This window comes from Rheinheimera sp. (genome assembly GCF_037442525.1).
Lineage (GTDB): Bacteria > Pseudomonadota > Gammaproteobacteria > Enterobacterales > Alteromonadaceae > Pararheinheimera.
On sequence record NZ_JBBIQD010000012.1, the window covers coordinates 18,053 to 30,289 of the forward strand.

Annotated in this window: 10 protein-coding genes and 1 pseudogene; 6 read left to right on the forward strand and 5 right to left on the reverse strand. The window is 55.5% G+C overall.

From position 1 onward, the window contains the following. Positions 1-45: 45 nt before the first annotated feature. The 3 genes and pseudogenes from WKJ03_RS15165 to hemN all read right to left on the reverse strand — a co-directional run. A pseudogene (locus tag WKJ03_RS15165) lies at positions 46-222 on the reverse strand (YfhL family 4Fe-4S dicluster ferredoxin); the annotation flags it as partial. Continuing rightward, positions 207-1,532 carry a tRNA 5-hydroxyuridine modification protein YegQ gene (yegQ, locus tag WKJ03_RS15170; RefSeq protein WP_337843144.1) on the reverse strand — a complete coding sequence of 442 codons (1,326 nt, stop codon included), beginning with the start codon at positions 1,530-1,532 and terminating at the stop codon, positions 207-209. The gene yegQ and the pseudogene WKJ03_RS15165, both read right to left, overlap by 16 nt. 44 nt (positions 1,533-1,576) lie before the next feature. Beyond that, positions 1,577-2,941: an oxygen-independent coproporphyrinogen III oxidase gene (gene hemN / locus WKJ03_RS15175; protein WP_337843077.1), complete on the reverse strand. Its 1,365-nt coding sequence runs from the start codon at positions 2,939-2,941 to the stop codon at positions 1,577-1,579. A gap of 191 nt (positions 2,942-3,132) precedes the next feature. On the opposite strand from hemN, the gene WKJ03_RS15180 reads away from it, so the two are divergent. From WKJ03_RS15180 to WKJ03_RS15195, 4 genes are read left to right on the forward strand one after another with little or no spacing between them, the layout of a single operon-like run. After that, entirely contained in the window at positions 3,133-4,296 is a 1,164-nt protein-coding gene (locus WKJ03_RS15180; protein WP_337843078.1) for an efflux RND transporter periplasmic adaptor subunit, read from the forward strand. A gap of 12 nt (positions 4,297-4,308) precedes the next feature. Beyond that, the gene (locus WKJ03_RS15185) at positions 4,309-7,443 is read left to right on the forward strand and encodes an efflux RND transporter permease subunit (protein ID WP_337843079.1); all 3,135 of its coding nucleotides are present in this window, start codon (positions 4,309-4,311) and stop codon (positions 7,441-7,443) included. Then, positions 7,436-8,848 carry an efflux transporter outer membrane subunit gene (locus WKJ03_RS15190; RefSeq protein WP_337843080.1) on the forward strand — a complete coding sequence of 471 codons (1,413 nt, stop codon included), beginning with the start codon at positions 7,436-7,438 and terminating at the stop codon, positions 8,846-8,848. Before WKJ03_RS15185 ends, WKJ03_RS15190 begins: the two co-directional genes overlap by 8 nt. Before the next feature lie 48 nt (positions 8,849-8,896). After that, entirely contained in the window at positions 8,897-9,508 is a 612-nt protein-coding gene (locus WKJ03_RS15195) for a TetR/AcrR family transcriptional regulator (RefSeq protein ID WP_337843081.1), read from the forward strand. 81 nt (positions 9,509-9,589) lie between these two features. On the opposite strand, the gene WKJ03_RS15200 is transcribed toward WKJ03_RS15195, so the two are convergent. After that, positions 9,590-10,138 carry an acyloxyacyl hydrolase gene (locus WKJ03_RS15200; RefSeq protein ID WP_337843082.1) on the reverse strand — a complete coding sequence of 183 codons (549 nt, stop codon included), beginning with the start codon at positions 10,136-10,138 and terminating at the stop codon, positions 9,590-9,592. A gap of 102 nt (positions 10,139-10,240) precedes the next feature. Here WKJ03_RS15200 and WKJ03_RS15205 point away from each other — a divergent pair, with 102 nt between their 5' ends. Beyond that, positions 10,241-11,068: an AraC family transcriptional regulator gene (locus tag WKJ03_RS15205; RefSeq protein ID WP_337843083.1), complete on the forward strand. Its 828-nt coding sequence runs from the start codon at positions 10,241-10,243 to the stop codon at positions 11,066-11,068. A gap of 3 nt (positions 11,069-11,071) precedes the next feature. Here the strand turns inward: WKJ03_RS15205 and WKJ03_RS15210 are convergent, their stop codons facing one another. Then, positions 11,072-11,536, reverse strand: a complete 465-nt coding sequence (locus tag WKJ03_RS15210; RefSeq protein ID WP_337843084.1) for a hypothetical protein — start codon at positions 11,534-11,536, stop codon at positions 11,072-11,074. 198 nt (positions 11,537-11,734) lie between these two features. On the opposite strand from WKJ03_RS15210, the gene WKJ03_RS15215 reads away from it, so the two are divergent. Further along, positions 11,735-12,118, forward strand: coding sequence for a hypothetical protein (locus WKJ03_RS15215; protein WP_337843085.1), 384 nt, complete (start codon positions 11,735-11,737; stop codon positions 12,116-12,118). The last annotated feature ends 119 nt before the right edge of the window (positions 12,119-12,237 follow it).

Sequence of the window (12,237 nt, forward strand, 5' to 3'; positions counted from 1 at the left end):
GATTGCAAAAGATAGTCAGTATTTTCAGACAGATGGCAACGTCTCAATGCAGTCCAGCGGACAGACCTCCACACAGGCAGGCTGGTCGTAAAAACCAGCACATTCAGTGCAAAGGTTGCCGTCTATCTGGTACTGCCTGCCATCATAGGCAATCGCCTGATTCGGGCATTCAGGGGCACACATATCACAGTTGATGCAGCTGGCGTCTATCCGCAACGACATGAGGCCTCCTCACAGTGCGGTACATTCCGGCTCTGGCGGATTAACATGGCATGCTGAGGCTCCAGGCCGTCAGGCAACGCGAGATACAGGGTGTAACCAGAACCCGGGGCCACCAGCACAGCCTGGCCTTGGGCATCCCGCAGATCCACTGCCGTCAGCCATTGGTTACCTGAGGGATGCATCAGCAGTAAGGCGTCTGTTACCGCAAAGCGGTTTTTCACCTCCAGCTCTGCCCGGCCCATGCGGTCAATACCGCCCGTAAATTCGCCCACCAGCACCTGTTGCCCCTCGCTGTGGCTGGTCTGGTAATTTTGCAGCTGTTGTGGCTGATGGCGCTGCAGAAAACCGGCGGTAAAACCGCGATTGGCCATGCCTTCAAGTTCCTGCAGCAACGCCGGGTCAAAGCCTTTGCCCGCTGCAGCATCGTCAATGGCGCGTCGATACACCTGAGTGGTTCTTGCCACGTAATAAGGCGATTTAGTCCGGCCTTCAATTTTCAGCGAGTGCACGCCCATGGTCAGCAAGTCAGGTACAAACTCCACCGCTCTTAAATCTTTGGAGTTCAGGATATAACTGCCATGCTCGTCTTCTTCCATGCTCATCAGTTCGCCGGGGCGGCCCTGCTCTTCCAGCAACACTGGCGCAGAGACAGGCACAAACTGGCCGACTGCATCTTCGGTGGCCTGATGCAGCTGATAACTCCAGCGACAGGCGTTGGTGCAGGCGCCCTGGTTTGGGTCACGTTTATTGAAATACCCTGACAGCAGGCAACGGCCAGAGTAGGCCATACACAAGGCACCATGCACAAAGACTTCCAGCTCCATTGCCGGTACCTGGCGGCGGATTTCGGCAATTTCGTCCAGCGCCAGCTCACGCGACAAAATGACGCGTTCAATGCCCAGCTGCTGCCAGAATTTCACCGCCGCCCAATTCACTGTATTGGCCTGTACTGACAAATGCAGTGGCACCTGAGGAAAATGCTCACGCAGCAAATACAACACGCCGGGGTCGGAAACAATAAGCGCGTCAGGCCCCAGCGCCACGGCCGGAGCCATCTCCTCAACAAAACGGCTCAGTTTGCTGTTATGCGGCGCTATATTGACCACCAGATAAAACTTTTTCCCCTGCTGATGCGCTTCGTCTATGCCTTGCTTTAAGCGGGGTAAGTCAAATTCGTTATTGCGCACACGCAGACTGAAACGCGGCTGACCGGCGTAAACCGCATCAGCACCATAAGCAAAAGCCAGCCGCATGGCTTTTAAACTGCCAGCTGGCGCCAATAATTCAGTGTTCACAAGGACCTCAAAAATAAAAAGGCGGCGGACCCGAAAGCCCCCGCCAGACTCACGAATGCTTACACCACTTTGGAGTAGCTGGTTTGCACCGCCAATTGCAGGTAGCGGTCAAAACAGGCGCAGACCAGCCGCACCAGCAACCGGCCCAGCGCTGTCACTTCAATCCGCTCCGGCGTTACTCTGACCAGGCCATCCGCAATCAACGGCTGCAGCTGGCTGCGGCTTTGTGCAAAATAGTCCCAGAAATCGCTGAGCTGCCACCTGGCTGAAAATGCCGGAATATCCAGCTGGAAGTGGCACATCAGCTGGCTGATTAAAGCGGCGCGGATTTTGTCGTCGCCGGTGGAGCTGTACCCACGTTCCACTGGCCAGGCCCCCTGTGCCAGCAACGTCTGGTAGGCTTGCAGTTCTTTATGGTTTTGCCACATGACACCGCCGACCTGGCTGATGGATGACATGCCAAGTCCCAGCAAGGCATCCTGTCCCTGCGTGGTATAGCCCTGAAAGTTACGCTGCAGGCGGCCCTGTTGCTGCGCCTGTGCCAGTGGGTCCGAAGCTTTGGCAAAATGATCCATCCCAATGGCCTGATAACCGGCCTGAGTCAGGCGCTCAATGGCCAGCTCTAACAAGGCGAGTTTTTCGTCAGCCTGAGGCAGACTCTGTGTCGGGATTTTGCGCTGGGCTGCAAAGCGGGTAGGCAGATGGGCATAACTGAACAGTGACACCCGATCCGGGTTCAGTGCAATGACCTGCTGCAGGGTGCTGGCAAAGCTTTCAGCCTGCTGCAGCGGCAAGCCATACACCAGGTCCAGGTTGACCGACTCAACCCCCAGCTGCTGCGCCTGACGCACCAGCGCTTCGACCATGTCATAAGGCTGAACCCTGTTAATGGCCTGCTGTACCTCAGCGTTAAAGTCCTGCACACCAAAGCTGACCCGGCGAAAGCCCAACTGGTGTAAATGCGCCAGCTTGACCCTGTCACAGCTGCGCGGGTCAATTTCGACCGACCAGTCGGCGTCCTGCTGTACTGGCAAGGAGCCGCGTAATAAGCCAACCAGCCGGCTCAGCTGGTCTTCTGTTAAAAAGGTTGGTGTACCGCCCCCTAAATGCACCGCATTGAAGCGCTTGTCACGCAACAGAGGCTGATAAAGCGCCACCTCCTGTTCCAGTGCATCCAGGTAGCGGTCTGCTTTCAACGAATGCCGGGTCACCTCTTTGGTGCAGCCACAGTAATAACAAAGCTGCTGACAAAATGGGATATGCAGGTACAGGCTCAGTGCTTCGGGCCCTTGTGCCAAAGCAGCCTGAACCGCAGACACCGGAAAACCCGGCTGCAAAGATAAAGCCGTTGGATAAGAGGTATAACGAGGCCCATGCACATTGTATTTCTGCACTAAATCAGGCGACCACAGCAGCTCAGTCACGTTCGTACTCCAGATGAAATCTGGTCGCAAGTGTACAAACAGCATCTGTATTTAGTTTTGATCCAGCACAACAAAACGTTGATTCGGTTTGCACCCATCAGACCAAACCCAGATTTTTGGCGACAAAATGAGCTGGAAATGACCGATCAAAAAGTTTAGAATGAACGTTCACTCTAAATGGAGATTTACTCATGCAGCCTAACCGCATCACTTTGTATTTATGTTCAGCCCTGGCGGGCACTCTGTTACTGGCCGGCTGTGGTCAGGCTGACCAAAGCGCAGCAGCAGGCCAACAAGCACCCGCTGTAGGTGTGATTGAACTGAAAGCCCAGACCCTGACACTGAGCCGTGAACTGCCGGGCCGCACCAGCGCTTATCAGATGGCGCAAATCCGTCCTCAGGTCAGCGGTATTATTGAAAGCCGCCAATTCACTGAAGGCGCCGAAGTGAAGGCAGGCCAGGCGTTGTACCAGATTGACCCTGCGCCTTTTGAAGCTGCACTGGCCAGCGCCAAAGCCGCAGAAGCGCGCGCTGTGGCTGCGATAGCCAGCACTGAAGCCAAAGCCAGACGTTACCGTGAGCTGATTAAAATCAAAGCCATCAGCCAGCAGGAACTGGATGAAGCCGAAGCCGCCTACAAACAGGCGCGAGCAGACCTGCTGACGGCTCAGGCGCAAATTAAAACGGCACAAATCAATCTGAATTACAGCCAGGTGAAGGCCCCTATTGCCGGTCAGATCAGTAAATCCAGCGTGACAGCCGGTGCTCTGGTCAGCGCCAATCAGGAAGAAGCCTTAGCCACAGTGACCAGCCTGGACCCGATTTATGTCGATTTAACCCAGTCCAGCACTGAGCTGCTGCAACTGAAAAAAGCACTGGCATCAGGCGAGCTGGGCACTGCGGAAGCCGTGGTCGAACTGACGCTGGAAGATGGTACCACCTACGCCCATAAAGGCAGCCTGCAGTTCTCGGAAGTCACTGTGAACCCGGACACCGGCTCTGTCACCTTAAGAGCCCTGTTCCCCAATCCGGAGAAACTGCTGTTGCCTGGTATGTATGTGCGGGCCACTGTGCCTGAGGGCGTAAAAAACAATGTCATTCTGGCCCCACAACGGGGTGTCAGCCGCAATGCCAAAGGCCAGGCAACGGCCATGGTGCTGAATCAGGAAGGTATTGTGGAGCCACGTGTGTTGAGCACAGAACGCAGCATAGGCCATGAATGGCTGGTGACCTCAGGCCTGAATGCCGGCGATCGCTTAATAGTGGAAGGTTTGCAAAAGATCCGTCCCGGAGCTCCGGCCACAGCAACAGCCGCTGAATCCACCCCAAGCAGCAATGCTGCTACTCAACACTAAGGGAGAAACCGGATGTCCCGTTTTTTTATTGACCGCCCCATTTTTGCCTGGGTGCTGGCCATAGTGGTGATGCTGGCCGGTGTGCTGGCCATTCAATCCCTGCCCATTGCCCAGTATCCGTCCATTGCGCCGCCAGCCATTGCCATTCAGGCCAGCTACCCTGGTGCATCGGCCCGGACTCTGGAAGACACAGTCACTCAGGTTATTGAGCAGAAAATGAAAGGTCTGGATGGGTTGATGTATATGTCATCCACGTCAGAGTCCAATGGCTCCGTGACCCTGACCTTGACCTTCAGTGCCGACACCGATCCCGATATAGCCCAGGTTCAGGTGCAGAATAAACTGGCATTAGCCACCCCACTGCTGCCTCAGGAAGTGCAGCGCCAGGGGGTGTCTGTGGCCAAATCTGCGCGTAACTTCCTGCTGGTCGCCGGCTTTGTTTCCGAAGACGGCAGCATGAGCAATGTCGATATCGGCGACTATATTGCGTCCAACGTACAGGACGTGGTGTCGCGGGTGGAAGGCGTGGGCGAAGTGCAGTTGTTCGGTTCGCAATATGCGATGCGGATTTGGCTGGACCCGGCTAAATTGCAAAACTATAAACTGACACCTGCGGATATCAGCAGCGCCATTACGGCACAAAACGCCCAGGTTTCCGCTGGTCAGCTCGGTGGCATGCCAGCCACTGCAGGCCAGCAACTGAATGCGACTGTGACAGCGCAAAGCCGGCTGCAAACCCCAGAGCAGTTCCGCGCCATTCTGGTGAAAACCAACAGCGATGGGTCAGTGGTGCGGCTGAGCGATGTGGCGACAGTGGAGCTGGGCGGTGAAAGTTATGGCGTCGTGGCACGTTACAACGGCAAACCAGCCTCAGGTATTGGTGTCAAGCTGGCCAGTGGCGCCAATGCACTGGCCACTGCTGCCGGGGTGAAAAAAGCCCTGGCCGATCTGGAGCCTTACTTCCCCGCTGGCCTGAGCGCGGTGGTGCCTTATGACACCACACCTTTTGTGTCGCTGTCGATTGAAAAAGTAGTGCACACCCTGATTGAAGCCGTGGTGCTGGTATTCCTGGTGATGTATCTGTTCCTGCAGAACTTCCGCGCTACCTTAATTCCAACCATTGCGGTGCCCGTCGTATTGCTGGGAACTTTTGCCATTCTGTATGCCTTTGGTTATTCCATTAACACCCTGACGATGTTTGCGATGGTACTGGCGATCGGCCTGCTGGTAGACGACGCCATAGTGGTAGTGGAAAACGTAGAGCGGGTGATGACCGAAGAGAAGCTGTCACCACTGGAAGCCACCCGTAAGTCGATGGACGAAATTAAAGGGGCGCTGGTCGGTATCGCCATGGTGCTGTCCGCTGTCTTTGTACCTATGGCGTTTTTCGGCGGCTCCACCGGCGTGATTTACCGCCAGTTCTCTATTACCCTGGTCTCTGCGATGGCGCTGTCTGTGCTGGTTGCCCTTATTCTGACACCGGCGCTTTGTGCCACCTTGCTCAAACCCAGTCATGTGCATAACGAAAAATCGCTGCTGGGTCGTTTCTTTACCGGCTTTAACCGCGGCTTTGATCGCACCAATAAAGGTACGCAGAGTTTTGTCGGCCGCATGATCCGCCAGGCCAAACGCTACCTGGTCATTTATGCGCTGATTGTTGGCGGTATGGTGTACATATTCAGTCAGTTACCTTCTGCCTTCCTGCCAGACGAAGACCAGGGCATTCTGTTTAATCAGGTGGTGCTACCCGCTGGCTCCACCACAGAGCAGACGCTGAACGTGGTGAAAAAAATGGAAGACCACTTCCTGAATGATCAGGGGGAAGCGGTGAAATCCGTCTTTGCTGTGGTGGGTTTCAGCTTCGCCGGTTCAGGTCAGAATGCTGCCCTGGGTTTTGTCAACCTGAAGCACTGGGACGAACGCCAGCGGCCGGATTTATCCGTCGGTGCCGTTGCCGGTAAAGCCATGGCCTATTTCGCCACCATTAAAGAAGCCTTTGTGTTCGCCTTCCCACCACCGGCCGTCGTGGAACTTGGCACCGCCAATGGCTTTAACGTCTTCCTGCAGGACAGAACTGGCATGGGCCATGAACAGCTGCTGCAAGCCCGGAATATGCTGCTGGGTATGGCAGCGCAAAGCCCTGTGCTGGCGGGCGTGCGGCCAAACGGCCAGGAAGATATGCCAGAACTGAAACTGGATATTGATTTAGCCAAGGCCACAGCCCTCGGAGTCAGTCAGTCCGATATCAACAACACCCTGGCTACCGCCTGGGGTAGTAGCTACGTCAACGATTTCATTGACCGTGGCCGGGTGAAAAAAGTCTTCCTGCAAGGGGATGCCGACAGCCGGATGGCGCCAGAAGATCTGAACAAATGGTATGTGCGCAATCAGCAGGGCGACATGGTGCCGTTCTCTGCCTTCGCCAGTTCACACTGGGCCTATGGTTCACCACGGCTGGAGCGGTATAACGGCTTCTCGTCGATGGAAATACAGGGCGCTGCTGCCCCGGGTTACAGTACAGGCCAGGCGATGGAGGAAATGGAACGCCTGATCAAACAGTTACCTGCAGGTATTGGTTTTGAATGGACAGGTATTTCGTATGAAGAGCGCGCCAGTGGCGGCCAGGCTCCGCTCTTGTATGCCTTGTCATTGCTGGTGGTGTTCCTCTGTCTGGCTGCCTTGTATGAAAGCTGGTCTGTGCCTGCCGCCGTGATGATGATAGTGCCGCTGGGGGTCTTTGGTGCCGCCACCGCCGCCTTGCTGGGCAGTCTGTCCAACGACATTTATCTGCAGGTGGGTTTGCTGACCACTATTGGTCTGGCCTCGAAGAACGCCATTCTGATTGTGGAGTTTGCTATTCACCGGATGGAACAGGGCCTGGGACTGGTCGATGCGGCCATTGAAGCGGTGCGCCTGCGCTTGCGGCCTATCCTGATGACGTCCATGGCCTTTATCTGTGGGGTGTTGCCGCTGGCCATTGCATCCAGTGCAGGTTCTGGTGCGCAAAACGCACTGGGGATCTCGGTGATTGGTGGCACCCTGGCGTCCAGTATTCTGGCTGTGGTCTTCGTACCGCTGTTCTTTGTGCTGGTACGCCGCCTGTTCCCTCTCAACGCCAAAGCAGACGAAGGAGTTCCGCATGAATAACCCAAGTTTTCTGTTATCGGCCCTGAGCCTGCTGGTGTTGTCGGCCTGTTCTCTGGCCCCGGACACCCCGGCACAGCTGGCTGAAACGCCTGCGAGTTACCCACAGGACGCCACCGCATCCGTGGATCAGAAGGCCAGCACTTTGCATTGGGCTGAATTTTTTAACCAGCCGCAGCTGCAGCAATTGATGAAGCAGGCGCTGGAGCAGAATAAAGACCTGCGCCTGGCCGCACTCAATGTGGAAAAGGTACGTGCCCAGTACCAGATTGCCGATTCCGCCCGCTACCCAGGCCTGGATCTGTCAGGTTCCGGCACCCGGCAGCGGCTGCCGGGGGATTTAACCGGCACAGGGCAGGCGGCTGTTTCGTCGCAGTATGGCCTGAATGTGGGCGTGACGGCCTATGAGCTGGACTTATTTGGCAAGGTGCGGAACCAGTCCGAACAGGCCCTGCAGCAGTTTTATGCGTCAGAGCAAAACCGGAATTCAGCACAGATCAGCCTGCTCAGTGAGTTAGCGGCCAACTGGTACAGTTATGCCGCCAATCAGCAACTGTTGGAGTTGGCCACCCATACGCTGCACAGTCAGCAAAAAACCCTGGAGCTGACCGAAAAACGCTTTGAGCTGGGGGCTGCCTCGGAGCTGACGCTGCAGCAGGTGCGTGGCACAGTGGCAAACGCAGCGGTAGAACAAAGCCGTTACCAACGTTTGCTGCAGCAAACGAAGAACGCGCTGGATGTGTTAGCGGGCGGTCCGGTCGCCCCAGAACTGCTGCCAAAGCAGCCCTTGTCAAAACTGCTGACACTGCCCGATTTACCAGCCGGTGCTCCCTCCGATTTGCTGGCGCAAAGGCCGGATCTGAAAGCAGCGGAGCATCAGCTGAAAGCCGCCAATGCCAATATTGGTGTCGCCAAAGCGGCTTATTTCCCCAGCATCAGCCTGACAGCAACGGCCGGCACCGCATCTGCTGAACTGGGCGGCTTGTTTGAAAGCGGCTCAGGTGCCTGGAGCTTTGTACCGCAACTGTCCATGCCCATTTTTAACTGGGGGCGAACTCAGGCCAATGTCGGGATTGCGGAAACGGACGGAAAAATTGCGCTTGAAACTTACCAGCAAAGAGTGCAGCAGGCGTTCCGGGAAGTGGCCGATGCGCTGGCCGACCAGGTGGGCTACCGCCGCCAGTTGGAGGCATTGCAGCAGCTGTCTCAAAGCAGTGAACGTGCCTTTACGCTGGCCAATGCCCGTTATCAGCAAGGGACCGACAGTTATCTGGAGGTACTGGATGCGCAGCGGAGCTGGTATAGTGCGCAGCAACAGTTGATCAGCGGACAGCAGGCCAGGTTACAGGGCCAGCTGACCCTGTATAAAGTGTTGGGTGGCGGCTGGCAGCCGACCCCGGCTCCCTAACCGGTCATTCGGGGCTGCAGTAAGGCTGCAGCCCTGTGGAGTAGTCCTATGTCTGAAAAACCTAAACGTCACCTGGACCCGGAGCTGGCCAGAACCCGTCGTGCGCAGGTGATTAACGCCGCCTCCGACTGCTTCAGGCGCAAAGGGTATCACGGTGCCGGTATGGCCGAGATTTCCAAAACAGCGGGCATGAGCGCGGGCCATATTTACAATTACTTCGACAGCAAAGAAGCCATTATTGAAGCTATAGTCGAACGTGATAAAGAAGAGATGTTTTCGGTATTTAATGGCTTTTTGGAGCAACAGGGCGATTTGCTGAACATTATGCTGGATGGGGCAGAGGCTGGTGTGGAAAAACATCTGGATGTGGAACGCGCCGCTTTGGAGCTGGAGATGCTGTCTGAAGCGGCCCGCAATGCCAAGGTGGCCACATTGCTGCAACAAGGTGACGCCGCCGCACGGGCTCTGATGAAACAGCTGATGCAAAGTGAACGCAGCCAAATCCGGCATCTGCCGGAACATGAGCTGGAGGGCCGAATTGCCGTGATGTTTGCCATGATCACCGGTCTGATGTTGCGCCGGGTGCTGCACCCGGCACTGGAAAAAAACACGGTGCAGCAGGCACTCAAGCCACTGATCAAGACCTTATTGACCCCTTAAATGTGGCACAGCCCGACGCACGGCGCCTGCAACGCCGGGCTGAACTGACTCAATGGCCTGGCAACAGGGCCGTTCAGCACTTCAGAAATAATAACTGTACGACAGGCTGACAAAGTCCAGCCCCGGATTCGGGTGTTTCAGACCGGCATTCGAATAATGCAGGTAACGCACACTCAGGCTTTCATGGCCGGAGATCCAGGCCAGCAGACCCAGTCTGTCCTCAAACTGGTAGTGGGTACTGACATTTTTCCCGGCAAAATAGGTGTCATCCAGAAAAGATACCCCTATACCAAACTCCCCCTGCCAGTCCAACCCCCAAGCCTGCCCCAAGGACCATCGTACTACCGGAGACGCCGCCACAACCAGATTGCGATCCGAACTGTTTTGCGGGCCATAACGCCAGAAGTTGGCGCTGCTTTCCAGCCACAATGCCACCTGATCCGGCAACCAATCCGGATTGGTGACCCTGTACTGGTACGCCAGTTTGATCCCCTGGACATCCCCTTCTCCTTGCAGATAATCGACCGTGACAGCCCGCTGGTTTCCTGCATGGGCCTCACCAGATCCGAAACCACACAACAGCATTGCTGCCAGCAGCACACTGCGCCCTGTTTGACCACCGATACTCATAGCAACCTCATTCACTCTGACTCTGGCCAGGTTTAATTCAGGCTGCTATTATCCAGAACGATTGGAGACAAAAAGTATCATTTAATTATCAAAAAGTATCAAATGGACAGACTCAGCCCGTTATTAACCCAGTTTGCCCCTCAGGCCACGCTGTATTTTCATGGCTCCAGTTGCCAGAAAACGGATTTTTGCCCGCAGCAACAGCGTGCCTACCTGCACCTGATTGAATCCGGCCAGGGGCTTGTCCGGGTTGGACAGCAACAGTGGAGCGTGAACGAACCCAGCCTGTTATTTATTCCTCAGGGACTGGCACATCAGTTTGTGGTGCCTTCAGACTCCAGCCTGGCTTTGTATTGCGCAACTCTGGATTGCGGCGCGCAGGCGGGTAACCCCTTACTCAGCGCCCTGCCAGCATGCAGCCTGATCCCTTTGGAACAGTGCCCGGATCTGAAAACAGTGATGTGCATGATTTGGCAAGAGAATCAGCTGCAACATTGCGGCTATACCACCGCAGTGCAGCGGCTGACCGAATACCTGCTGGTGTTGTTATTGCGCTGGATTATGGAGAAAAACCCGCCAGAGCAAGGCGTATTGGCCGGCCTGGCCGATCGAAAGCTGGCTCCCTTATTTAACCTGCTGCATCAGCAGCCGCAGCTCCCCTGGACTCTGGAAGGGATGGCACTGGAAACCGGCATGTCCAGAGCCCGTTTTGCCGAACATTTCCGTACTGTGGTGGGCCAGACTCCGGCCGACTACCTGCTGGGCTGGCGATTAAGCCTGGCACGCAAAAAACTGCTGCAAGGTGACGGGTTAAAACAAATAGCTCCGGCTGTGGGTTATCAGAGCCTGACCTCATTCCACCGGGCTTTTAAGCAAAAACTGGGGCTTTCACCAAAAGAATGGCTGCAACAAAGTCAGCAGGCGGCCTGAGCCTCAGGCCACTTCCCCCTGAAACTTTTTCATAGCGCCAAGTGCCTGAGCCCAAAATGCCATACCACTGCTGTCTTTGCGCAAAATAGCGGCCCGTAAACCGGTTTTGGCTTTCTCCAGCAGGTCCAGCTGTTCTTTGCCCGCCGCTTCGCGGTCACTGCTGTCGGTGCTGCCGGTAAAGAGCAAGGTTCGCATCGCGGTGATTTCACTTTGAGTCAAAGTTCCGGCCTGTACCTGTTTATCCAGCCATTGCTGCGCCTGGCCGCGCTGGATTTGACTGAAATCGAGTTTTTTCGAAGCCGCGTTGTCTTCTGCCGGAACTGAGGGGTTGGCAGCCGTACTCCCCTGACCTTCTTTCAGCTTGTCCTGGTAGATTGCCCTGTATTTCTGACTCAGCGTTTCTCCCTGGACCTGCGCCTGTTGCCGTATTTGGATCAGCGTATCAAACAGAGAAGTTCCAACATTCATCCTTTTGCCCCCTATTTAACCGAAAGTCATTTGTGGGTACAGGCAAAATCCGGGCCAGCGAAAATTTGACGTCCGATTCAGCTTTGGCACATTCATCCCCCAGAGCGGCGTTTTATCCCAGGGCACTTGGCTGACCTGCAAAACCGGTTTTAACCTGCAACAGTCCCCGCTTGGTCGGGCTGCCACTAAGGATGAATCATGAAAACGCTACGAAGAACTACGATAGGAAAGACGCTTTTTACGTTGATGCTCTGCCTGAGTGTATCCGGCTTAAGCCAGGCTGAACCTCTCCCTTTGCAGCAACTGAAAGCAGCAAAACCTCTGCTGGACGCCAGTGAGCAAGAGCGCTACAGCTATCATGGTTTGCAACTGGAGCTGCCAGCGGCCTTACTGCAGCACTATAGCTATCTGGCTGAAGGGGGCCGCCGTCTGGATTTAAAACATGGCAGCCGGATGCTGAGCCAAACCAGGCACAGATATCAGCTGCACACCGAAGATAACAAAATAGTGATCCGGATCAGCAAAATCGATGGCAGTAAAATCGACCTGCAGAACCTGGTGCGCCGGTTGCGTCTGGTCTGAACCGCCGCTGCTGGATAACCCAGCCTGCAGAGCGCACTGTTAGCTGGGTTTTCCCTGTTCTTGCCGTGACAACAGGTCCAGCTCCAGAACACAGTTTTTGTTGCCATGCCGCCAGCAAG

What these genes read in the sequence shown, in the direction of transcription:
- WKJ03_RS15180 (WP_337843078.1), top strand. Translation starts at nt 3,133, where the DNA reads ATGCAGCCTAACCGCATCACTTTGTATTTATGTTCAGCCCTGGCGGGC.
- WKJ03_RS15200 (WP_337843082.1), bottom strand. Translation starts at nt 10,138, where the DNA reads ATGAGTATCGGTGGTCAAACAGGGCGCAGTGTGCTGCTGGCAGCAATG.
- WKJ03_RS15185 (WP_337843079.1), top strand. Translation starts at nt 4,309, where the DNA reads ATGTCCCGTTTTTTTATTGACCGCCCCATTTTTGCCTGGGTGCTGGCC.
- WKJ03_RS15205 (WP_337843083.1), top strand. Translation starts at nt 10,241, where the DNA reads ATGGACAGACTCAGCCCGTTATTAACCCAGTTTGCCCCTCAGGCCACG.
- WKJ03_RS15210 (WP_337843084.1), bottom strand. Translation starts at nt 11,536, where the DNA reads ATGAATGTTGGAACTTCTCTGTTTGATACGCTGATCCAAATACGGCAA.
- WKJ03_RS15195 (WP_337843081.1), top strand. Translation starts at nt 8,897, where the DNA reads ATGTCTGAAAAACCTAAACGTCACCTGGACCCGGAGCTGGCCAGAACC.
- WKJ03_RS15190 (WP_337843080.1), top strand. Translation starts at nt 7,436, where the DNA reads ATGAATAACCCAAGTTTTCTGTTATCGGCCCTGAGCCTGCTGGTGTTG.
- WKJ03_RS15215 (WP_337843085.1), top strand. Translation starts at nt 11,735, where the DNA reads ATGAAAACGCTACGAAGAACTACGATAGGAAAGACGCTTTTTACGTTG.